Consider the following 22,846-nt stretch of genomic DNA (forward strand, 5'->3'; position numbering starts at 1 on the left):
CTCTTCCTTTTACGATTGGGAGGACGAAAGTGTGGGCGCATCGGCGCCGCTGTGACGGTCGAAACCGTTGATATGCTCTAGCACGGCGCAGACCGACGCGGTATCGCGCGCAGCAAAGCCGAGCGCCTCGCCCGCATGATAGAGCTGCTCGGCCGCCGCGTAGACCGGCAGGGTGCATCCGAGCTCGGCGGCAAAACTGGATATGATCGAGAGATCCTTCAGGTGGGTTCGAATGGTCGCGGTCGGATTGTCGTAATTCTCGTCCCGCATCAGCGGCCCGCGCATCTGGAACATGCGTGAGGTCCCTGCGCTGTCAGCGAGCGTATCGTAGACCAGGCCTGGGTCGATCCCGGCCTTCATGCCGAGCAGCATCGCCTCCGCCGCGGCGGCATTGTGGATCGTGACGAGGTGATTGGCGATGTACTTCATGATGCTGCCGGTGCCGAACCGACCGAGATAGACCTGACGCCGCGACATCCCGGCGAAGGCCGGCCCGCAACGTTTGAACGCCTGCTCATCACCGCTGCCGAGGATCACGAGATCACCGGTTGCGGCCTGCGCACCGGTGCCGCTGACGGGGCAATCGAGCAGGATCTTGCCAGCGCGCTCCATCACGGCAAACGCCTCACGCTTGGCGGAGAGCGGCAGGGTCGAGCACTCGATCAGAATCTGTCCGGAGCCACGCGCGCCTGCAACGCTCGCCGCGGCCTCCGCAAGCGCGGCGCTGCCAGGCAGCGAGGCAAAGCTGATCGCGGCGGCGTCCGCCACGTCCGTCGGCGACGACAGCGCCTTGCCGCCCATATCGGAAAGGCGATCCCGTGCCGCCGGCACGGGATCGTAGCCAACCACGGCAAAGCCGGCCTTGATCAAATTCCCCGCCATGGCGGAGCCCATGATCCCGATACCAAGCATGCCGATCGTTTCAGTCATGACGTCTCGTTTCTTCTTTTTGAATGGTCTGGTCAGTTCTGCGCGGCCTTCTGGGCGTTGGCGAAGGGATAGACCAGGTCGCCGGACTTGTACTTCGGCGGGAAGATGATCACTTCCTTGCCGGCCTGGGTGAACTGCTGGATGTCATTGCCCTTGATGTTGCGGAACTGCACCGCGAACATCCGCGGCTCGACCCACTCGCCATCAGGACCGAAGGCGATGTCCCCGACCACGGTCTGGAACGTGTTGCCATGGATGTAGCTGATCAGCTTCTGCTGATCGACGCCGCCGGTCTTGGTCACGGCTTCGCCCAGGACCTGGAGCGCCGAGTAGACGAACGCCGGCACGTAGTAGCCGAGCGCGTCGACGCCGACCTCCGCCGCCTTGGCCTGGTACTTCTTCAGCATGTCCTCGATGCCGGGAAATTTGACGGTCGGCTCGGGGATGTACTGCTCGAAGGAGACGACGCCATTGAGGGCCTCGCCGAGCTGCTGCTTGATCGCAGCATACTGGGTGCCGACCATGGCGCCGCCGAACACCTTTGGCTCGAGATTGATCTCGTGCGCGGTGCGGATGATGCCGACCGTATCGGACGGATAGGATGCGACGAACACCAGGTCCGGCGACGTCGCCTGCAGCGCCTTCAGCACCGGTGTGAAATTCACCGTCGTCGGCGGATAGACCTTGTCGTAGACGACGGTCAAGCCCAGCCGCTTGGCTTGCATGCGGGCACCTTCCAGCGCGTTCTTGGAGAACTCCGCATCCGCGCCGACCAGCGCCACCGTGGTCGGCTTCGGGTTCATCGCGATCGCATTCTCGAAGAAGCCGCGGGTCAGCGAGTCCTTGCCGTTCGGCCCATAGGGCTGGATCTGGAAATAGCCGGGATATTTGAACTGCTCGTTGATGGCGAGCGCGAACATTCCCATGATCAGTCGCTTGTGCTGGATGATCGTCGGCATCGCCGGCGCGGTCTGGTTGGTGTTGTTCGACAGCAAGAGGTCGACCTTGTCGACGTCGAGCAGCTTGGAATAGATGCCGGGCACGAGACCGGGATTGCTCTGGTCATCATAGGGCACGAGCTCGACCTGGCGGCCGATCAGGCCGCCCGCCTTGTTGACTTCGTCGGCCCAGATCTGCGCGCCGAGCAGCGCTGCCTTGCCGTTGCCGGCGAGCGGCCCGGTCAACTGTATGCCGAAGCCGATCTTGATCGGATCCGCCGCATGCGCCGCATCCGTCGGCGCATAGAGCGCGGCAATCATTGTCGAGAGCGCCAGTGCGACGCCCCTCAAGCCAGTCAGCGGAAACATCCTCACGTCTTCCTCCCTGCTTTTGTTTTGAGTTCTACATGCCGAGGTAATGCTGTCGTATCAGATCGCTCTGCCGCATCTCTTCCGGGCTTTCGCCCCGGAAGGCGATCTCGCCGTGGACGATCACATAGCCCTTGTCGGCGATCCGCATCGCCTGCGTGAAGTTCTGCTCCGCCATCAGCACGGTCAGGTGATAGCGTTCCTTGAGCTGCGCGATCATGTCGATGGTGCGGCTGACGAACAGCGGGGCCAAGCCCACCGACGGCTCGTCGACGATCAAAATGCTCGGCGCCGACATCAGCGCACGCCCCAGCGCCAGCATCTGCTGCTCGCCGCCGCTCATCGTGCCGGCGAGCTGGGTGCGGCGCTCGGCCAGCCGCGGGAACGCCTCGTAGCAATAGGCCATGTTGTCCTTGAGCCGCGCCCGCGCCGTCGGACGATAGGCACCCAGGAGAAGGTTCTCCTCGACCGTGAGGCGTGGAAACAGCCGCCGGCCCTCCGGCACCAGCGCGACGCCGAGGTCGATGATCTCCTCGGTCTCCTTGCCGATGAGATCGTGGTCCTTGCCGTCGATGGTCGCGACGATACGTCCCGAGCTCGGCCGCACCACGCCCATGATGGTCTTGATCAGCGTGCTCTTGCCATTGCCGTTGGTGCCGAGCAGGGTCACCGTCTCACGCGGCGCGACATTCATGGACACGTTGTGGAGGACGCGCACCGATCCGTAGCCGGCATTGATGCTGTCGATGCGAAGGCTACTGGCCAAGGTACGCCCCTATCACCCGCTCGTCGGCGATGACGTCCTTCGGCGCGCCGTCCGCGATCTTCTCACCGGCCACCAGCACCACCAAACGCTCCGAGAACGCCATCACCGCACGCATGATATGCTCGATGAAGATCACGGCGACGCCGCGCTTGTTGAGCGCGAGCAGCAACGCCAGGATCTCATTGACTTCTGAATGCGACAGGCCTGCGAGCGCCTCGTCCGACACCAGCAGTGTCGGGTCCGTGGCCATGGCGCGCGCGAGCTCGAGCTTGCGCATCTCGACCTGGGTCAGATCGCCCGGCAACCGATGCAGCTTGCCGCCGAGGCCGAATTCGCCGAGCAGTTCGGTGCTGCGCGCGCGGATCTGCTGTTCGGTCAGATGCGTGCCGCCTCGCGCATTCACCGCATAGACCAGCGGGATCCGGAGGTTGTCGAGCAGCGACAGGCTGTGAAACGGCCGCGGCAGCTGGAAGCTGCGGCCGAGCCCGAGGCGTGCGCGCTGATAGGACGAGAGATTGTCGATCGCCTTGCCCGCGAACGATATCGAGCCGCCATCGGTCTTTAGGGCGCCGCACAGGCAGTTGGTCAGCGTGCTCTTGCCGGAGCCGTTGGGGCCGATCAGGCCGAGCCGCTCGCCGGGCCGGACCGCGAGGTCGACATTGTTCAGCGCGACGAAGCCACCGAACCGCTTGGTGACGCCGCGGGCGTCGAGGATCAGATCGTTGGTTGTCGCGGCGCTCGCCTCGATCGTCATTGGCTGCTCCGCTTCTCGGTCACGAGCATCGCGGCGAGCGGGTTGGTCTCGGGATCGACCTTCTTGCCGCCGAGCGAGCGGATCAGTCCCAGGATCCCGTTCGGCGCGGCGATCACGAAGATCACCAGCAGCACGCCGACGACGAGCAAATTGACCGACGACGAAATCAAGACCGTCATGGCCTGTTGCATGGTGCCGAGCAGCACCGCGCCGATCACCGGGCCGAGCCAGCTCGTGGTGCCTCCGACCAGCGGCATCGCGACGCTGTTGACGGTATAGGCGAGGCTGAACGAGGAGGTCGGCTCGACATAAGTCAGATAGAACGGCAGCGGCGCGCCGGCCATGCCCATCAAGGCGCCGCTGATGGCGGCGGCGACCAGCTTGAGCCGCAGCACCGGAACGCCGGAGGCAGCGGCCGCCGTCTCATCATCGCGAATGGCAGCAAGGCCGAAGCCGAAGGTCGAGCGCTCGATGACGCGCGCGATGACGACGGCAGCAACAGACAGCACCGTCATCAGGAAGAAGAGATAGGCGACATAGCTGCCGAACACCGGAACATCGGTCGGCCGCATGATGTAGATGCCGCGCGAGCCGCCGACATAGTCCCAATTGGTGATGAAGGTCTGGACGACGACGGAGAGCGCCAGCGTTGCGATGGTGAAGTAGACGCCGCGCAAGCGGATCGTCAGATACCCCATCGCAAGGCCGACGGCGCCGCAGAGCACGCCGGCAATCGGAATGAGCACCGGGATCGGCAGGTCGAGCCACTTGTTTAAGGCGGCCGCGCTGTAGAGCCCGATGGCGAGAAACGCCGTCGTGCCGAAATTGACGTAGCCGACATAGCCGCCCAGGATATTCCAGGCCGTCGCCAGCACGACGTATTGAAGAACGAAGTACGCCGCGAACACATAGTACTCGTTGGTCACGAACAGGCTGGCCACGACCAGCGCGACGCCGACCAGGCAGGCGAGCAGGATGAAGCGCCCGTTCGACATCAGGCTCTCCCGAACAGGCCGGTGGGCCTGACCACCAGCGCAATCAGCAGGAAGCCGAACGCGATCGCCGGCGACCATGACGGACCATAGAAGGTCGCGGTGATGCTCTCCGCGACACCGACGATCACCGCCGCGATGAACGTGCCCGGCAGCGAGCCGATGCCGCCGAGAACGCAGATCGCAAAAATCCTGCCGATATAGTCGCGCCCCATCGACGGCTCGACCGGCTGAAGAATGATGAGGAAGGCGCCGGCCATCGCGGCGGTTGCCGTGGAGAGACCAAACGCGATGCGCTTGATGCGAACAGGCGCGGCGCCCATCAGCTGCAGCGCAAACTTGTCCTGCGCGACCGCCATGATGGCCCGCCCGGTGAAGGTGCGCGCGAAGAAGATCTGCAGACCGATCAGCAGCAATACGGAGGCCAGGAACGGAATCAGCATCCGGACCGGCAGCGAGACCGGCCCGATATTGTAGGACGGCCCGATATAGGCCGCCTCGACCAGGCGATAATCGACACCGAAGATCAGCTGAAGGCCGACCTCGGTGATGAAGAGCAGGCCGAAGAAGAATGCGAGGCCACGGATCAGCTGCGTGCCGCGCCGCTCGAAGGCGAATTCGTAAGCCGTGTAGAGCAGCGTCCCGAGAAAGTAGAACGGAACGGTCGCGAGCATGCCAACCAGGATCGGATCCCAGCCGAACTGGGAGTTCAAGACATAGGCGATGAACGAGCCGAGCAGAATGAGCGCCGGATGAGCGATATTGCTGATGCCGAGCATGCCGAATGCGATCGAGATGCCGACCGCCATGGCGGCGTAGAAGCCGCCGACGAGAACGCCGGACACGATGGAATCGAGCAACAACCCTGCGTATTGTCCCATCCGCTGCCGGCCTCCTCCTGTTGACGTACCCAACCGTTATTGTTCTGGTTGTTCTGCGGGGTCTCTCGGAGGCGGGAGCTGGCCGCCTCCGTCGATAAAGTCAGGGCATCAGCAGCGACGATCCCTTGGTCGATCCAGCCTCGAGATCGCGATGGGCCGCGGCCGCCTCGGCCAGCGCATAGCGATGCCCGATCATCGGCTTGATGACGCCCTTGCCGACCAGGTCGAACACGGCCGCCGCCGACGCGACGAGATCCTCGCGCGCGGCGATGTAAGTCGCAAGCGTCGGCCGCGTATAATAGAGAGATCCGTTCTTCTGGAGCAATGCCGCTTCGAGCGGCGGCGGCGCGCCGGTGGTCGCCCCGAAGGTGACGAAGAAGCCGCGCGGGGCGAGCGAGGCGAGCGTCGCCTCGAAACTGTCCTTGCCGACAGAATCATAGGCAATTGCAACCCCCTTGCCGCAGGTCAGCGCCTTCACCCGCTCGGGGATCCGCTCGCTCTTGCGGTCGATCACGGCATCGTAGCCATGCGCGAGCGCCAGCTCCGCCTTCTTTCCACCGCTGGTGACGCCGATCATGCGGGCGCCGAGATGCTTGCCCCATTGGCCGGCGATCAGGCCGACGCCGCCGGACGCCGCGTAGAACAGCACCTGCTGCCCCGGCTTGACCGCAACGCAGCGGTTCAAAAGGTACTCCGCCGTCATGCCCTTCATCAGCACGGCCGCCGCGGCCTCGTCGCTCACGGCTTGCGGAATGGGAACGAGGCGTGCGGCCGGCATCAGCCGGTGGCTCGCATAAGCGCCCGGCGCCGAGCCGCCATAGGCGACGCGGTCCCCGACCTTGAACTCGGTCACGCCTTCGCCGACGGCCTCGACCACGCCCGCGGCTTCGGCGCCGAGACCGGCGGGCAGATCCAGCGCGTAGGAGCCGTCGCGGAAATAGACGTCGATGAAATTGAGGCCGATCGCGATCTGCCGCATCAGCACCTCACCCTTGCCGGGCGCGGCCAGCTCGACCGTCTCCAGCTTCAGGACATCGGGGCCGCCTTGCGCGGCCATGCGGATTGCCTTGGCTTTCGTACCCATACCCAAAATTCCCGTGTGCCGATCCTGCCCGCTTATGATGCCATCTTGATGTCAGCGCCCTTCGGGACCGCGAGCCGTACACTGTCCGGTACCGTCAGCGGCTTGTTGGCGCTGTCGAGGAATTCCACCGTGGTGAACAGCAGGTCCGTGGTGCCGATGTTCTCGACGGCATGCACCATGTATTCGCCGGCGCCGAAGGCGAGATGTTTCGTTTCGCCCTTGTAGTGCTCGACATCGACGATGCGGCCATCCTCGAAATAGCCGCGCGCCTTGCCCGGATTGTGTGCCGTCCAGAAATAGGTCAGCACGTGGCGATGGAAGCCGCAGCGCTTGCCCGGCGCGATCGACAGGTGCCAGACGCGCACGCGATCGGTCTCCGACACCAGCACGCTGCCGACGCAGCCGCTGTTGCGCCCTTCCTCATATTCACGCTGCACCTCGAGTGGCCAATGAGCGCGGGGATTTGAGTCCGACATGAGCCGTTTCCTTCCAGATGCTAGCGATTGTCGCGGGGCGGCGTCACGCCACCTCTTTCCTGGTCTGGCTGACCGCGCCGCGGGTCTTGACCACGACCTTGATGGCGTCCTCGATACGATTGCGCGCGTAATGCAGCGCCATCGGCAGGTCCGCGAGCGGGAATGTATGGGTGTGGATCAGCGTGGCATCAAAACGCTTGGCCGCCATCAGCGCCATGGCGCGATGGGTCGCGCTCTTGCCCTCGCCGCGGATGCCGTAGATGTAGATGTTGTTCTTCACGAGCGCACCGATGTCGGCCAGCACCGGCTCATGCGGAAATGCGGCGAGGCAGATCTTGCCGCCGCGATTGACCATTTTGGCAGCCTCGTTGATCGCCGTGTCGGTGCCGGCGCATTCGACGACATAATCGGCGCCGCGGCCAGTCATCTCCTTGACGACGGTGACGAGATCCTCATTGCGGACATTGACGACGCGATCGGCGCCGAGCTTGGTGCCGATGGCAAGCCGTGCATCGCGGGTGCCCGACAGGATCACCGGATCGGCGCCGAGCGCCTTCGCAACCGCCACCGCGAGAAGACCGATCGGCCCCGGCCCGGTGACGACCACGCTCTCGCCGGCAACGAGGCCACCGAGCTCGGTGAGACCGTACATCGAGGTGCCGGCGGTGACCACCAGCGTCGCCTCCTCGTCGCTCATGTCGTCGGGCACGCGCGACAGCGTGTTGATGTGGTTGACGGCATATTCGGCGAAGCCACCGTCGGTGGTGAAGCCGTTGGCCCGATGGCCCTTGTCGACGTCGCCATAGTTCAGGCCGTAGTTGTGGCAGGAGGTGTACATGCCCTGCCGGCAGCGCTTGCACTGGCCGCAGCCGGCATGGATCTCGACCGTGACGCGCTCGCCGATCTTGTATTCGTCGACGCCGGGGCCGAGCGCCGCGACTGTCCCCATGTACTCATGGCCGGGCGTGAAATTCTTGTTGAAGGGCGGGCCGCCCTGGATCAGCGCTGGCGTGCCATACTCGATGATCTCCAGATCCGTTGCGCAGATCGCAACCGCGTCGATGCGCACGAGCACCTCCGCGCGCTTCGGCATCGGCACCGGCTTTTCGGTGATGCGCAGCTGGCCGGGGTCGCCCAGCACCCAAGCCTTCATCATGTCGGGAATCGGCATGTCGGTTGACGTGCGAACGCTGGCAGACTCGACCATCGCAACGATCCTCGCCCATTGGTCAACCAATTTTACAATTGGCTTTTTGATTGGTTGAAGCCTCGCTTTCAAATCTGCTGCTGTCAACGCCTAACTTTCATCACTATCGTTTTGGTCTTGCATTTGTGAACACAATGCGCGTGAAATAGAGATTGGTTGATATTGGTTGCGGGAGAGGGTTGGACCGGTGTTCGATTTGTTGGCTCGATTGACTGAGGGCGGTCCCGGCACGCGCCTTCCTCCGGAGCGACAACTCGCGGCGCAGTTCGGGGTTTCGCGCAACGAGATCCGCAAGGCGCTCGCGCGCCTTGAGCTGGACGGCCGCCTCTCGCGCGAAGTCGGCCGCGGCACATTCATCCGCGCGCCCGCGGACAACGGCAGCGCCAATCTCGCCGCGCTGCGCGACAGCACCAGTCCGCGCAACGCCATGGAGGCAAGGCTCGTGCTGGAGCCGGAGATCGCCAGCCTCGCCGCGGTCAACGCCACCTTCAAGCAGATCGAAGGCATGCGCGTGCTGGCGCAGCAGATGCGCGAGGCCAAAACCTGGAAGGACTACGAGACGCTGGACGGGCGCCTGCACCGCCTGATCGCGGAAGCCACCGGAAATCCGCTGCTGTCGGCGATCCACCGAACCGTCGACGACGTCCGGCGCGCGGTGGTGTGGCGATGGCTCGATACCAGGCCGGAGCGACCGCCGGAAGACTACTCCTCCTTTGCCGAGCACGACGCGCTGATCGATGCGATCGAGCAGCGCGATCGCATGCGCGCGATGGAGGCGATGCGCCGGCATCTGCGAACCACCGTCGACAAGCTGATGGGAACGCAGGCCTGAGTTCCACACAAAAGCAATAAGGGTACCGGCCATGAAACTGGGCTTCTTCACGATGCCGATCCACCCACTGGAGAAGGATTGGCGACAGTCCTTGGCCGAGGATCGCGAGGCGTTTCTGCTGGCCGACGAGCTCGGTTTCAGCGAGGCCTATGTCGGCGAGCACGTCACCGATCAGGCCGAGAACATCACCTCATGCATCGCCTTCCTGGCCTGGATTGCGGCTGCGACAAAGCAGATCAAGCTCGGCACCGGCACCGTCAACATGCCGAACGTCCATCCGGCCACCGTCGCCGCCACCATCGCGATGCTGGACCACATGCTCGACGGGCGGCTGATCTTCGGCATCAGCCCGGGCGGCCTGCTCTCGGATGCCGAGCTATTCGGCACGCTCGAACGCGATCGCAACGCCATGTTCCTCGAGGCGATCAACCAGGTGCTGCAAATCTGGGCGAGCGAGCCGCCCTACAATATCAAGGGACAGTTCTGGAACATCACGACCGAGAAGACGCTGATGGCCGACATCGGCCAGGGCTTTATCGCGCAGCCCCTGCAGCGGCCGCATCCGCCGATCGTCGTCACCGCCGTCGCGCCGTTCTCCAAAGGCGTCACCGAGGCCGCCGCGCGCGGCTGGGATCCAATCTCGGCCAACTTCCTGATGCCGATGTGGGTGAAGAGCCATTGGCCGAAATATGTCGAAGGCTGCGAGCGCGTCGGCCGCCCGGTCGATTCCGGCAATTGGCGCGTGGCCAAGAGCGTGTTCGTCGCGAACGACATGGCGACCGCCAAGGCCTATGCCACCGATCCCGACAGCCCTTACGTCTATTACTACCGCTCGCTCTTCACCAAGCTGAAGCGCAACGGGCGCATCGAGCTGTTCAAGACGCGGCGCGACCAGCCGGATGACGAGGTCACGCTCGAATCCGTCTGCGACAAGCTGATCATCTACGGCACACCCGACAGCGTCGCCGACCAGATCCTGGCGCTTCTGGAAGAGGTTGGCGAGTTCGGCACCCTGCTCTATGCCGGCAAGGATTGGCGCGACCGCGAGCTCGGACGCCGCTCGATGATCCTGATGGCCGAGCAGGTGATGCCGCGCATCACCGCCGGCACGAAGTAGTTTAACCTCTCGGCACGACAGGAGGCTCGCCATGGCCCTCAGTGATCGCATTCCGTATCAAGCCCTGATCGACCGGCCGAAGCTGAAGCTGCCGAATGGCAAGCGCCTCGCGGTGTGGGTGATCCTCAATGTCGAGGAATGGCGGATCGAGAACGCGATGCCGCGCGTCGTGCTGAGCCCGCCGATGGGCCAGCCGCTGCTGCCCGACGTGCCGAACTGGTCCTGGCACGAATACGGCATGCGCGCCGGCTTCTGGCGCCAGTTCAAGGCGCTGACGGATCGCAACATGAAGGTGACGCTCGCCGCGAACGCCGATGTCTGCAACGCCTATCCGCGCGTCGCCTCCGCCGCGCGCGAGGCCGGCTTCGAGTTCATGGGTCACGGCTTCATGCAGGGCCCGATGCACCGACTTCCCGACCAGGCAGACGCGATCAAGCGCTCGGTCGAGACCATCGCAAACTTCACCGGGCGCGCGCCGCGCTCATGGGAGAGCCCGGGCCTGACCGAGACCGAGGAGACGCTCGACCTCTTGCGCCTCAACGGCATCGAATATGTCGCCGACTGGGTGATCGACGACCTGCCGCAGGACATCGCGACGCCGCACGGCACTATCACGACGATCCCCTACACGGTCGAGACCAACGACATCGTCGTGCACGCGCTCCAGCACCTACCATCCGACCAGTTCTTGAAGCGCGGCATGGATCAGTTCGACCGGCTGTATCTCGAGGGCGCCGACAATGCGCGGGTGATGGCGATCTCGATCCATCCCTACATCACCGGCGTGCCGCACCGGATCAAATATCTCGAACAGCTGCTCGACTACGTCATCGGCCACGACGGCGTCGCGTCGATGACGGCGAGCGAGATCGGCGACTGGTATCGGGCAGAGATGGCGCGGGTCGCGCGGGGGTAGACGACTCCGCGGCATCGTAGGATGGGTAGAGCGCTTGCGAAACTCATCCTGTCTCGTCTTGGTCAGAAATTGATGGGTTTCGCTTCGCTCTACCCATCCTACGCACTTTGCAAGCTACACCGGATCGAACGCCCGGATCGGCGGCAGATTGCCGGTGAACTTCTCGACCTCCACGGTCGTGAGCTGGCCGGTGCAGCCCTGCGCGAAGGACGAGGTGCCGATGTCGCGGGTCAGCACGTTGGGATTGCCGTGGACGCAGAGCGGCGCCGCCTCTTCCGGATCCATCGGGTCGTACCAGGCGCCGGTCGGGAGCTGCACGACACCAGGCGCGATGCCGTCGGTGACGTTCACCGCGGCCAGGCAGGCGCCGCGTTCGTTGAAGAGGCGAATGATGTCGCCATCCTTGATGCCCCGCGCGTCAGCGTCGCGCGGATTCATGCGCGCGACCTCGCGGCCGCGATGCTTTGCGGCCAGCGAATGCCCGCCGAAATCGAGCTGGCTGTGCAGCCGTGTCACCGGCTGGTTGGCGACGAGGAAGCACGGCGCGCCGGGCTTCGGCATGTCGCTCTTCTCAAGCCAGACCGGATGTCCCGGACAATCCGCATCGCCATGTCCGGCGATCTTCGCGGAGTAGATCTCGATACGTCCGCTCGGCGTCGGCAGGGGATGCGCGACGGGGTCATCGCGGAAGGAACGCAGCCGGCCGCCATCGTCCGGCTGCTGCGGCACGACCAGGCTGCCGCGCTGCCAGAATTCCTCGAAGCTTGGGGCCTCCAACCCGCGCTTGCCGAGCGAGGCGCGGGTCGGCTCGTAGAGATGCTCCAGCCACTCTCGCGACGTGCGCCCCTCGGTGAAAGGCTCGCGGGCACCGAGGCGATCGGCGATGTCGGCAAAGATATCGTAGTCGTCGCGCGCGAGGCCAAACGGCTCGGCGATGCGGTGCATCGCGACCATCAGGGGATCGTTGCTGGAATAGCCGATATCCTCGCGCTCGAGCGTCATGGTCGAAGGCAGCACGATGTCGGCGTGGCGGGCCGTCGCGGTCCAGGCGAGCTCGTGCACGACGAGCGTGTCGACTTTCGCAAACGCCTTGCGCAGGCGGTTGATGTCCTGGTGATGATGGAATGGATTGCCGCCGGCCCAATAGACCAGGCGGATATCCGGATAGGTACGCGTCTCGCCATTGTAGCGATAGGTGCTGCCGGGATTGAGCAGCATATCGGCGATGCGCGCCACCGGAATGAAATCACGGACGCCGTTGCGGCCCTGCCCCAGCGTCGGCCCCGGCACGTCGTTGACGCGGCGGCCATAGTAGCCAATCGCACCGAGCGAATAGGCGTATCCGCCGCCGGGAAGACCGATCTGGCCGAGAGCGGCCGCCAGCACCATGCCCATCCACACCGGCTGCTCGCCATGCTCGGCCCGCTGCAGCGAATGCGAGACGGTGATGAGCGCGCGCTTGCCCGCAAGCCGTCGCGCCAGCGCGCGGATGGTGTTCGCGTCGACGCCGCAGATCGCGGCGGCCCATGCCGCGTCCTTGGCCTGCCCATCGCTCTCACCCGTGAGATAGCGCAAGAACACCGGCCATCCCTCGGTGTAGCGATCGAGGAAGGCCTGGTCGTGCAGACCTTCGCTGACCAGCGTGTGGACCATGCCGAGCATCAACGCGGTGTCGGTGCCCGGGATGCAGGTCATCCATTCGGCGCCCGCCTCGACGGGCAGATCCTCACGCAGCGGACTCATCAGGATGAACTCGCAGCCGCGCTTGCGTGCGGCTTCCATCGCACCACGCTCGACATGCTTGCTGATCGAGCCGCCGGCCACCATCGAGTTCTTCAGCGCCATGCCGCCGAACGCAAGCACGATCTCGGTTTCGGTCGCGATCTGCTCCCAGGTGACGTTGCGCTTGGTGATGTCCTCGTAGCCCGCCATGATCTGCGGCAGCAGCACCGAGGACGCGCCCGAGGAATAGGAATTCACCGAGCGGACGTAGCCGCCCATCGCGATGTTGAGGAAGCGGTGCACCTGGCTCTGCGCGTGATGCAGGCGGCCTGCGCTCGACCAGCCGTAAGAACCGCCGAACACGGCGCCTGGGCCGCGCGTGTCGCGGATGCGCATCAGCTCGTCGCCGAGCAGATCCAGCGCCTTCTCCCAGCTGACGGAGACGAATTCGTCGCGGCCGCGCCGGTCATCCGGCCCGGGCCCGCGCTCGAGCCAGCCGCGGCGAATCGCGGGCTGGGCGATGCGCGCCTGGTGGCGCAAGGCGCCGGGAAAATTGTCGATGATGCCGTTCGGATCGGGATCGCCCGCATAGGCCCTCACCTCCAGCCCGGCTGCGCCGTTGCGTGCGGAAAACACGCCCCAATGCGAGGTGTGCGGCTTGAATCCGTCCGACAGGTCGAGACCGGGGTCGGGGAAACCAATCGTATCATCCATCGCGTGGCCCTCATCGCGGGACACGCCGTGCAGGCGGCCCCGGTCGCAATCATCGCACCAATATAATGAGGCCAGCGCGCGGGGGGCAACGGATTACCGATGCCTGGAACCGCGCGCATGGCCGCATCCCGCGGATCGCACGGCGGCCTGCGGCGCGTTTCTCCTTCAAGCGGTCATCCCAGGCCGCGCCTTGCTCAGCCCTGGGCGTCGACCTGGCTCGTCCGATCGGATGACGCTGCCTGCTGCGCGGCATAGGCGGACGTGGCCTGTGATGCCGGCGAATATTGCGCGAAGGACTCGGTGAGCTCTTCGGCCGCCTCGGTGAGCTCCTTCATCACGGCGGCACTGTCCGATGCCTGATTGCCGGAAGAATGAATGACCTCGAACGAGAACCCGTTCGGGAGATCGACATGAATCTTGTCGATTCCGACGGTGTCGGGAGTGTCGTTGTTCTGTGTTTGGCCGGTCTCGGAGGACGAACTTCCCGGTATCTGCTGGCTTGCGAAATGCTGGACGAAATCCTCGATGGATTTTAGCGCACTGCTGTCGAAGCCGCCGCCGCCGAAATGGACGATACCGACCGACATTCCGTTCGGCAGGTTCACCTTGACCTCGTCGTAAGGCGTGCCGTCGTGCATCAGCGAGGCGAAGGTCGAGCCGTCTCCCTGCGAACCGTCAGTCGATTTCGAAGGGCTGGTGGACGACGACGAACTCGTCGCGCTTCCACCACTGATGCTGCTCATGCTGCCGACGCTCATACGCGAACTCCACTGTCATTGCGAACGCACGTTCCGCGTGCAATGGGCGTGCCAGACAAGAGCATCTTTGCCATCAAGCACTTATCGCGAGTTCATGCCGGCAGCTTCGTCACGCCGGCAAAACCGTCCCGGCAGAAGCTGCCCACTCACGCCATTCTCGCGAGCGCGTCGAAGAGCGCAAGGTTGAGCCGTTTGGTGTCGTTGCAAACGGCGACCGGCTGCGACGAGAATTTTGCGACGACCATCTCGGCGCCAGGATCGACGTAGAGCCATTGGCCGTGAATGCCGAGAGCAAAGAACGCGTCGCTATCGGAGCGCCTCTGGTACCATTTGTTTCGATAGCATCCGCCCGGCAGCCATTCGGCGAGCTTGCCTGCGCTCCACGTTCCGGCAGGGGTGCCAGTCGCAGTGTCGCGCACCCATTCCGGCGAGACGATGTTTCGCCCATTGGCGACGCCGCCCAGTCGCATCATCTCGCCGACACGCGCAAGATCGCGCGGCCTCATGCAGATGCCGCCACCGGACCGGGCCGAGCCGGCCGCGTCGACCGTGACATAGGCATCCTGCCTTGCTCCGAGCGGTTGCCAAAGACGCGTCGTGACGAGATCCGCAAAACGCTCGCCGGATGCGCGTTCGACGACCAGGCCCAGAACGTCGGAATTCGGGGACGCGTAGTGGAAGGAGCCATCGTGGTCCCCCGGACCCTTCTTCAACGAGGACAGGAATTCAATGAGCGTTTCCGCGGCTTGTCCGGGCGCGACGGGCTCCAGCAAGCCGGCGCGGCGATAACGCGCGAAATCGCCGCGCGGGTCCTGATATGTCTCTTCGAAATCGAGGCTGACCCGCATGTCGAGAACGTCGCGGATGCGCGCATCCGCATAGGCGGATGATTTCAGCTCCGGCACGTAGTGCGGCACCCGCTGGTCAAGATCGAGCAGGCCGTCGCCGTGCAGGACCCCTGCAACGATTGAAGTCACCGACTTGCTTGCGGAGAAGAGAATATGACGCGATTGCAGCGTGAAGTTCGGCGCATGGATGTCAGCAACGATGCCACCGGACTTCATCACGACGAGCGCGTCGGTCGACGTTCTCTGGAGAATATCTGCGACAGTCGTTCTTTCGCCTCCGACCGAGAACTCCTCACCGAGCAGGCTCTCGGCATCAACGGGCGGCTCCTCGACGAGACCCGGCGTCGCCGAGATGCGCGCGGTCGGAATCAGCTCGCAGACATGGCGGAACGACCAGACGTTCCAGGGCGCCTGACGCCAGTTGGACAGTCGGACATCGCTACGGGGGAAACCATATCTGGTCTCGAAGGCAGATGACGACATGATCCGTGGAAGCTCCGTCGAGGGTCAGTCAATATGCTGGAGGAAGTCGCGAAATCGCTCGCTCGGGGGCGCCGACAGCAACGCGGCGGGATTGCCGTCGTGAACGAGGTGCCCTCCATCCAGAAACAACAACCGCGAGCCGACCCTCTTGGCGAAACTCATCTCGTGGGTCACGACCACCATGGTCATGCCCTCGGTCGCCAGGGTCTGCATGACCTTGAGCACCTCCTGCCGCAATTCCGGATCGAGCGCCGACGTCGGCTCATCGAACAGCATCACCTTCGGCGCGACAGCGAGCGCACCCGCGATCGCCACGCGTTGCTGCTGACCGCCGGAAAGCTGCGAGGGATAATGGTCCATGCGCTCGGCAAGCCCGACCTTTTGTAGCAGGACCGCCGCGATCTCGCGCGCCTCGGCCTTGGTACGGCCGCGCGCCCGGATCGGCCCGAACATGACGTTCTGGATCGCGGTCAGATTTGGAAACAGGTTGAACTGCTGGAACACCATGCCGGCCTCGAGCCGGATGCGCCTGATGTCGCGCGACGCGCCGAGCACGCTGATATCATCGACGCGGAGATCACCGCCGCTGATCGTCTCCAGAACGTTGATGCAACGGAGCATGGTCGATTTTCCGGATCCCGACGGTCCGACGATGACGGCGACCTCGCCGCTCTCGATATCGAGATTGAGCGGGTGCAGAACGGTGTGCGCTCCAAATCGCTTGATCGCCTGCCTGAATTCGATCATGCTCATGGCAGGCGCGATCTCCGTTCGATGAAGCGAAGGCTGTAGGCGAGCAGACTGATCACGACGAGATAGATCAGCGCCACTGCGGTCCAAATCTCAACCGCCCGAAAATTCTCTGACATGATCTCCTGACCTCGCCGGGTCAGCTCGCCGACGCCGATGACGAGGAAGATCGAGGTGTCCTTGACCACGGCCACGACCTGATTGCCCATCGCGGGCAGTGCACGGCGAAACGCGATCGGCGCGATCACGTAAGCCAGGACCTTGCGGAAGCTCAGGCCCATGGCAAGGCCAGCCTCGCGAAGCCCGGCAGGGACGCTGTCCAGCGCGCCCCGCACGATCTCGGCAGTGTAGGCCCCCGAATTCACGATCAGCGTGATGATCGCCGCGCTGGTCGAGCTCAAGCGGATGCCCAGCATGATCGGCAGGGCAAAATAGACGAACATCACCTGGACGACGATGGGCGTGCCGCGAATGAAGGCGACGTAGGCCTGTGCCGGCGCGGTGACCAGCCAGTTCCCATAATTGAGACCAACCGCAGTCACGACGCCGACGATCGTGCCGCCGATCAGACCTGCGATCGCGATCAGGATGGTGAGCTCGAGGCCCTCCAGCAATTCGGGCAAGGCGGCCGTGATCGCGGTCCAATCGAACGACATGGCAAGGGATCCGGCGCCTTAGGTCGATTCCGGCCCGAACCATTTTTCGCGCAGCGCCTTCAGGCGTCCGTCGGCCTTCATGGCAGCGAGCGACGCATTCGCCGTCGCAACCAGAGGACTGCCCTTCTGGAAGCCAATGCCGACGTCGCGACCTTCCAGCTTCGGCTGGAGCACCCTGACTTTGCCCTTGCCGGCGTTGTTGGCGTAGTACATCAGCGCCGGCGCGTCATAGACGACAGCATCCGTCCGCCCCGCCTCGAGCGCCAGCAATGCATTGTTGATGGTCGGCATCTGCTCGATGCTCGCGCCCTTGATGTGCTCGCGGATAAAGTCGACGGCGACCGTTCCCGTTTCGGTGCCGATCGACTTGCCCGTGAGATCGTCGGGCGTCTTGATCGCGTTATTGCCGGCTCCGGTGATGGCAACCAAGCCGCTCTGATAGTAGGGCTCCGAGAAGTCGATCACCTTCTGACGCTCCGGCTTGATGAACAGCTGGGAGACGATCGCGTCGATGTTCTTCGTCTGCAACGCGGGGATCAACGCGCCGAACTGCATCGGCTGCACATGCCATTTGCGGTTCAGCCCCTTCGCTACCTCGGCCCAGACTTCGATGTCGAAGCCCGAATAGCCGTCGCCATCCTTGAAGGCAAAGGGCGGGCTGCCGACATTGGAGCCGACGATAAGCTCGGCATCTTCGGCTCTGGCCGGCCAGGACATCGAGATTGCGGGGGCGGCAATCAAACCAAGCTTGATAAAATCGCGTCGTTTCACCTTCATCTCCATGGCACGGGTGGGTTCTGGGTTCGGCTCGTCAGGTCGAAATTTTCTCGCATTCGGTCGGCTGTACGACGCCGGAGAGCCAGCAGCCGTCGATGCGCCCATCATCGAGATTGAAGCGGACCTGGATTTCAGACGGACGCTTCATCGCGCGCCCCTGGCGGACCGTGATCGCGCGATCGGAGGCTTCGACCAAACCGTTGGACAGCAGGCCGAACGACAAGGCGGATGCCGCGATGCCGGTCGCTGCATCTTCCGGATACCCCGACGAGCGCGGAAACTGACGCGCGTCGACGACCTGCCGCTCCCGGTCGGAGATCGCGTAGGGATAGAGTCCGGTGGAGGCGATGCGGGAACACAGCCGCTCGATCCTGTCGAAGTTCGGGTTCAAACCGTCGAGCACCGATACCGATCGCAGCGGAATGAGAGTCTTCACGCGGCTGGTCCGCGCATTCTGGATCGGCAGCGGCGCGATGTCGTCGGAACGGATGCCAAGCACCTCGACAATGTCGGCTCTCACCTGATCGGTATCGGAAAGCGGCTCGACATGGCCTGCGGGCTGCGAGACCTCCACGCAGACGTCCTGTCCTGCCGCCCGCCGGATCCGCGCTTCGACGCGGCCGCTCTTGGTCGAGATCTTCAAGTGATCGCCCGACACTCGGCCGAGCTGCGCGAGCAGCCAGACGGCGCCCACCGTCGCATGTCCGCACATCGACATTTCGTGGTTGGGGACCCAGAAGCGAAATTCGAAATCGCAATCCGACGCCAAAGGCGCCGGCAGGACGAATCCGCTTTCATGGCCGTAGGAGCTCGCCACCTCCTGCATCTGCGCATCCGACATTCCGGCCGCGTCGACGACGATCGGCGCCGGATTGCCGCCGTCGGGCCCCGCGGCGAACACGCGGACGAATCGAACCTGATGTCTTGACCTGTTCATCACCCATCCCGGAGCGCGAGGCTCTGACGAGCCGTCACGCAGAATTCACGCCGGTCAAATTATGACCGCCGCCGGCGGGATGCGTGTCCGAACGGGACCTAAGGTTTGATTGATCGGGCCATGCGCTTGCGGACCTCGCTGGGCGAGCGGCCGTCGGCCCGACGCATCGCATGAGCGAGAGCGGCACCGCTGTCGAATCCGACCCGGAACGCGATCTCCCCGATGGGAAGATCAGTTCCCGCGAGCAGCTCACAGGCCCTGTCGAGACGCGCCCGCTGCTGGAATTCCCCGATCGACAGACCGGTGAATTCCCGGAACAAGCGGCTCATATGACGCCGCGACACGCCAAAACGTGCTTCGAGCGTGTCGAGCGGAATGGTCCGGTCGACATGCCGGGTCAGGTATTGCTTCACGTCCTCGATCAACATCATGCCGTGCTCGCGATGCGAGGTGCCGGACACGACCTCGCCCGCCATGACTTCGGCGATGCATTGAACCAGCAGCGCCGAGGACAGGCCATGGCGAATGCGCGATTGGCCGTAAGCCTCTCCTTCGCCCCGAGCCGATAGTTCGTGCAAGGCGCGCAGCCTTGAGGTGCAGCGGAAGAAGCTGGTCGTACGGGTTCGCCTCCGGAATTCGCTCAGCGAGCCGATCTCTCTCTCAAACCTCTCGAGGATCGGTCCGGTGACATAGAGGGCGATGTGGCTGTGCGCTCCGATGCCGGCCCTGGTTTCGTGGGCGCGGTCGGGCGGCACGACCGCGAAGCGATCCTGAGACAGCCACGTCCCCGCGCGCTGGCCTTCGTGCTTGAGCTCGATCGTTCCGCGGTTCGGCAGGATGAACATCAGGCAATCATGCCAGTGCCACGGCATGGCGTATTCGCCGCTGCCGACCAGGGCCGCGTACTCATTGTCAGCAGCAACCAGGCGACCTGGATCTGCCGTTCCGCGGAGCTGATCAAATGATCTCAGCATGTCGATGCCCAAATTTGACGGCCGGAGCCTAGCAGTCTTTGACCTGCATGCCCACCGCCTGCGTCATCTTTGACGCCACGGGGCCCTAAATCCTGGGCTACAGTGCATGTAAATTGCATGGCCGGCGGCGACTTTTCTTCTGAGAGGTGGAGGTCATCTGATGGACGACAAGGACATCCGCGGCCTGGTGGCCGAGGTGCAGCAGGGCACGCTCTCGCGACGCGCGTTCATCCGGACCATGGCTGCGGTCGGGATCGCAGCTCCGCTCGCGAGCCAGATCCTGCTCTGGAACGACGTGGCGATGGCGGATGCCACGCTGGCCTACAAGCCGACCAAGGCCGGCGGCGGCGGTCCGCTCAAGCTCCTGCTCTGGCAGGCTCCAACGCTGCTCAATCCGCATTTCGCGCTCGGCACCAAGGACCAGGTCGCCTCGCGCGTCTTCTTCGAGCCGCTGGCCGGCTGGGACAAGGAAGGCAACCTGATCCCCTGCCTCGCCGCCGAGGTGCCGACCAAGGCGAATGGCGGTCTCTCCACCGACGGCACCACCGTGATCTGGAAACTGAAGCAGGGCGTGCGATGGCATGACGGCAAGCCCTTCACCGCCGACGATGTTGTCTTCACCTGGCAATACGCCGCGGATCTCGCCACTGCCGCCTACACCACGGGCTCCTATCAGAACATCACGGTCGAGAAGATCGACGATCACACCGTCAAGGTCACCTTCAAGGCTCCGACCCCGTTCTGGGCCGACCCCTTCGTCGGCTCGGTCGGCCAGATCCTGCCGAAGCATCATTTCGGCGAATATATCGGCGCGAAATCCCGCGATGCACCGGGTAATCTGAAGCCGGTCGGCACCGGTCCGTACAAATTCGTCGAGTTCAAGCCGGGCGATCTGGTCCGGGCCGAACGCAATCCCGACTATCACGTGAAGAACCAGCCGTATTTCGATACGTTCGAGATCAAGGGTGGCGGCGATGCGGTCTCCGCGGCGCGCGCCGTGCTGCAGACCGGAGAATACGACTACGCCTGGAACCTGCTGGTGGAGGACGAGATCCTCAAGCGCATGGAGACCGGCGGCAAAGGCAAGGTGGAGTTCACAATATCCGGCGGCGTCGAGTTCATCATCCTCAACACGACCGACCCGTGGACCGAGGTCGACAGCGAACGCTCCAGCGCCAAGACCAAGCATCCGACGCTGTCCGATCCGGCGGTGCGCCGGGCGCTCAATCTGCTGATCGACCGCGACGGGATCCAGAAATTCATCTACGGTCGCGGTGCCGTCGCAACCGCAAGCTTCGTCAACCAGCCGGGTCGGTTCAAGTCGAGCAAGCTGAACTTCGAGTTCAATATCGACAAGGCGAACAAGATCCTCGACGAGGCCGGCTGGAAGATGGGCGCGGACGGCATCCGCGAGAAGGACGGCAAGAAGCTCAAATACGTATTCCAGACCTCGATCAACGCGCCACGGCAAAAGACCCAGGCCATCATCAAGCAGGCTTGCCAGAAGGCCGGCATCGAGATCGAGCTCAAATCGGTCACCGCGTCGGTGTTCTTCTCCTCCGACGTCGGCAACCCCGACACCTATTCGAAATTCTATTGCGACATCGAGATGTACAACACGACGATGCCGCAGCCCGATCCGGAGCGGTTCCTGAACCAGTGCGTCTCCTGGGAGATCGCCAACAAGGACAACAAATGGCTCGGTCGCAACGTCTCGCGCTGGTCCGATCCCGAGGCCGACAAGGCTTACAAGGCCGCGCAACAGGAGCTCGACCCGGTCAAGCGCGCCGCGCTGCTGATCAAGGTCAATGAGATCTTCTGCGAGGCCAACGTGTTCCTGCCGCTGCTCTCGCGCTACATCGTCGGTGGCGCCGTCAACAACCTCATGACCGACATCTCGGGGTGGGACGTCACGACGTGGAATGTGGCGAGCTGGTATCGGAGCTGACCGCGACCGGCTGGGCACCCGGCTCCATTCTCAGCGCGCCGGGTCGCATGCCGTATTTGCGCATGATGGCTTTGCTGAGGGCGCTCTCGGACGCGTACCCGATTTCATCCGCGATCTTCGCGATCGGATCGGACGTGCCGGCCAGCCGTTTGCGCGCGATCGCCAGTCGCAGATCGGACAGGAACGTCATCGGCGCGACGCCCGCGCGCTTCTGAAAGGCCCGCACCAGCGTTGCGCGCGAGGCGATGGCCACCGCCGCCATCTCGTCGAGCGTCCAGTCGCGGGCGAGATCACCGAGGATCGCCAGCACGACGCGGGCCGTCGTACGGTCCTGCAGAAGCGAAAGCGTCCCATGGCTGGAAGCCTGCTCCGTCAGATGGTCGCGGAGCATCATGACGAACAGGGCTCTGGCGAGATCAGCCGCGACCATCTCCGATCCGGCCTTTGCTGCGTCGAGCTCTTCGCGGATGTCGAGCAACAGGCGCCGAAACCTTTCCAGCAACGGCTCTCCTGCGGTGCGCAGGATGATCTCGTCGGGAAGAGCCGCGATCAGCGGATTCTCGAGCGAGGTTTCGAACAGGAAGCGGCCGCAGAGCAGCTCGGTATCGACCGCAGCGTCCACCATCGTGCGCTGGCGGATACCGTTTCGAGTCTCGGTCGAAACCCGCCCTGCAGCGCCCCTCACTTCGCTTCGCATCAGATGACTATCACCGTGCGGCAGCAGGAGAATATCGCCGGCCTCCAGCCTCTGCGGACCCAGCCCTGGCCTCTCAACCACGCAGGCGCCGCGCGTCACCATATGGAATTGCGCCCATCCCCGGCCGTTCGGCGCGTGCAGTGACTCCCAGCTGCCACCGAACCTGCAGGAATCGTCGATCACGGGGCGGATCCTGAACAGCGGCACCATCGCATTCAACAATTCGGCTGCTCCAGCCTCCGACATTCGCACTCCTTGATCCGCCCGGACATATGTTCGAGCCGCCCGGCCATGTCCCGGCGCGGCAAGCGCGGGCACTC

At 64.1% G+C, this 22,846-nt stretch carries 22 protein-coding genes; 4 read left to right on the forward strand and 18 right to left on the reverse strand.

Annotation, left to right across the window (positions count from 1 at the left end):
- Nucleotides 1–9 precede the first annotated feature (9 nt).
- The 9 genes from NLM32_RS37535 to NLM32_RS37575 form a co-directional block, all read right to left on the reverse strand.
- Entirely contained in the window at nt 10–930 is a 921-nt protein-coding gene (locus NLM32_RS37535; protein ID WP_254133717.1) for an NAD(P)-dependent oxidoreductase, read from the reverse strand.
- A 32-nt stretch (nt 931–962) separates the two neighbouring features.
- Nucleotides 963–2,237: an amino acid ABC transporter substrate-binding protein gene (locus NLM32_RS37540; RefSeq protein ID WP_254133718.1), complete on the reverse strand. Its 1,275-nt coding sequence runs from the start codon at nt 2,235–2,237 to the stop codon at nt 963–965.
- Nucleotides 2,238–2,271: 34 nt separating this feature from the next.
- The gene (locus NLM32_RS37545) at nt 2,272–3,003 is read right to left on the reverse strand and encodes an ABC transporter ATP-binding protein (protein ID WP_254133719.1); all 732 of its coding nucleotides are present in this window, start codon (nt 3,001–3,003) and stop codon (nt 2,272–2,274) included.
- Entirely contained in the window at nt 2,993–3,757 is a 765-nt protein-coding gene (locus NLM32_RS37550) for an ABC transporter ATP-binding protein (RefSeq protein WP_254133720.1), read from the reverse strand. The genes NLM32_RS37545 and NLM32_RS37550 overlap by 11 nt, the downstream gene beginning before the upstream one ends.
- The gene (locus tag NLM32_RS37555; protein ID WP_254133721.1) at nt 3,754–4,752 is read right to left on the reverse strand and encodes a branched-chain amino acid ABC transporter permease; all 999 of its coding nucleotides are present in this window, start codon (nt 4,750–4,752) and stop codon (nt 3,754–3,756) included. Before NLM32_RS37555 ends, NLM32_RS37550 begins: the two co-directional genes overlap by 4 nt.
- Nucleotides 4,752–5,630, reverse strand: a complete 879-nt coding sequence (locus tag NLM32_RS37560) for a branched-chain amino acid ABC transporter permease (protein ID WP_254133722.1) — start codon at nt 5,628–5,630, stop codon at nt 4,752–4,754. The genes NLM32_RS37555 and NLM32_RS37560 overlap by 1 nt, the downstream gene beginning before the upstream one ends.
- A 100-nt stretch (nt 5,631–5,730) precedes the next feature.
- Nucleotides 5,731–6,714 (reverse strand): quinone oxidoreductase, encoded by a 984-nt coding sequence (locus NLM32_RS37565; protein ID WP_254133723.1) that lies wholly within the window; start codon nt 6,712–6,714, stop codon nt 5,731–5,733.
- A 32-nt stretch (nt 6,715–6,746) separates the two neighbouring features.
- The gene (locus tag NLM32_RS37570; RefSeq protein ID WP_254133724.1) at nt 6,747–7,190 is read right to left on the reverse strand and encodes a hypothetical protein; all 444 of its coding nucleotides are present in this window, start codon (nt 7,188–7,190) and stop codon (nt 6,747–6,749) included.
- Between the two features lie 43 nt (nt 7,191–7,233).
- Complete coding sequence (locus tag NLM32_RS37575; RefSeq protein WP_254133725.1) at nt 7,234–8,397, reverse strand: zinc-binding dehydrogenase; 1,164 nt, start codon at nt 8,395–8,397, stop codon at nt 7,234–7,236.
- Between the two features lie 187 nt (nt 8,398–8,584).
- Here NLM32_RS37575 and NLM32_RS37580 point away from each other — a divergent pair, with 187 nt between their 5' ends.
- From NLM32_RS37580 to NLM32_RS37590, 3 genes are read left to right on the forward strand one after another with little or no spacing between them, the layout of a single operon-like run.
- Nucleotides 8,585–9,229, forward strand: coding sequence for a FadR/GntR family transcriptional regulator (locus NLM32_RS37580; RefSeq protein WP_254133726.1), 645 nt, complete (start codon nt 8,585–8,587; stop codon nt 9,227–9,229).
- A 31-nt stretch (nt 9,230–9,260) separates the two neighbouring features.
- Nucleotides 9,261–10,346, forward strand: coding sequence for an LLM class flavin-dependent oxidoreductase (locus tag NLM32_RS37585; protein WP_254133727.1), 1,086 nt, complete (start codon nt 9,261–9,263; stop codon nt 10,344–10,346).
- A 31-nt stretch (nt 10,347–10,377) separates the two neighbouring features.
- Entirely contained in the window at nt 10,378–11,262 is an 885-nt protein-coding gene (locus NLM32_RS37590; protein WP_254133728.1) for a polysaccharide deacetylase family protein, read from the forward strand.
- A 114-nt stretch (nt 11,263–11,376) separates the two neighbouring features.
- On the opposite strand, the gene NLM32_RS37595 is transcribed toward NLM32_RS37590, so the two are convergent.
- From NLM32_RS37595 to NLM32_RS37630, 8 genes are all read right to left on the reverse strand, one after another.
- Nucleotides 11,377–13,698 (reverse strand): molybdopterin guanine dinucleotide-containing S/N-oxide reductase, encoded by a 2,322-nt coding sequence (locus NLM32_RS37595; RefSeq protein ID WP_254133729.1) that lies wholly within the window; start codon nt 13,696–13,698, stop codon nt 11,377–11,379.
- A gap of 194 nt (nt 13,699–13,892) precedes the next feature.
- On the reverse strand, nt 13,893–14,456 hold the full coding sequence (locus NLM32_RS37600; RefSeq protein WP_254133730.1) for a hypothetical protein: 564 nt from the start codon (nt 14,454–14,456) through the stop codon (nt 13,893–13,895).
- A gap of 146 nt (nt 14,457–14,602) precedes the next feature.
- Nucleotides 14,603–15,787 (reverse strand): serine hydrolase, encoded by a 1,185-nt coding sequence (locus tag NLM32_RS37605; protein WP_256568330.1) that lies wholly within the window; start codon nt 15,785–15,787, stop codon nt 14,603–14,605.
- Between the two features lie 24 nt (nt 15,788–15,811).
- Complete coding sequence (glnQ, locus tag NLM32_RS37610; RefSeq protein ID WP_305884105.1) at nt 15,812–16,540, reverse strand: glutamine ABC transporter ATP-binding protein GlnQ; 729 nt, start codon at nt 16,538–16,540, stop codon at nt 15,812–15,814.
- Nucleotides 16,537–17,193 carry a glutamine ABC transporter permease GlnP gene (gene glnP / locus NLM32_RS37615; RefSeq protein ID WP_254133731.1) on the reverse strand — a complete coding sequence of 219 codons (657 nt, stop codon included), beginning with the start codon at nt 17,191–17,193 and terminating at the stop codon, nt 16,537–16,539. The genes glnQ and glnP overlap by 4 nt, the downstream gene beginning before the upstream one ends.
- A gap of 18 nt (nt 17,194–17,211) precedes the next feature.
- Nucleotides 17,212–17,964, reverse strand: coding sequence for a transporter substrate-binding domain-containing protein (locus NLM32_RS37620; protein ID WP_254133732.1), 753 nt, complete (start codon nt 17,962–17,964; stop codon nt 17,212–17,214).
- Between the two features lie 40 nt (nt 17,965–18,004).
- Entirely contained in the window at nt 18,005–18,907 is a 903-nt protein-coding gene (locus tag NLM32_RS37625; RefSeq protein WP_254133733.1) for a PhzF family phenazine biosynthesis protein, read from the reverse strand.
- Nucleotides 18,908–19,005: 98 nt separating this feature from the next.
- On the reverse strand, nt 19,006–19,893 hold the full coding sequence (locus tag NLM32_RS37630) for an AraC family transcriptional regulator (RefSeq protein WP_254133734.1): 888 nt from the start codon (nt 19,891–19,893) through the stop codon (nt 19,006–19,008).
- Nucleotides 19,894–20,041: 148 nt separating this feature from the next.
- Here NLM32_RS37630 and NLM32_RS37635 point away from each other — a divergent pair, with 148 nt between their 5' ends.
- On the forward strand, nt 20,042–21,829 hold the full coding sequence (locus NLM32_RS37635; RefSeq protein WP_254133735.1) for a peptide ABC transporter substrate-binding protein: 1,788 nt from the start codon (nt 20,042–20,044) through the stop codon (nt 21,827–21,829).
- Here the strand turns inward: NLM32_RS37635 and NLM32_RS37640 are convergent.
- Entirely contained in the window at nt 21,792–22,772 is a 981-nt protein-coding gene (locus tag NLM32_RS37640; RefSeq protein ID WP_254133736.1) for an AraC family transcriptional regulator, read from the reverse strand. The genes NLM32_RS37635 and NLM32_RS37640 overlap by 38 nt on opposite strands.
- Nucleotides 22,773–22,846: the final 74 nt, after the last annotated feature.

It is taken from the genome of Bradyrhizobium sp. CCGUVB14 (assembly GCF_024199935.1).
Classification (GTDB): domain Bacteria; phylum Pseudomonadota; class Alphaproteobacteria; order Rhizobiales; family Xanthobacteraceae; genus Bradyrhizobium.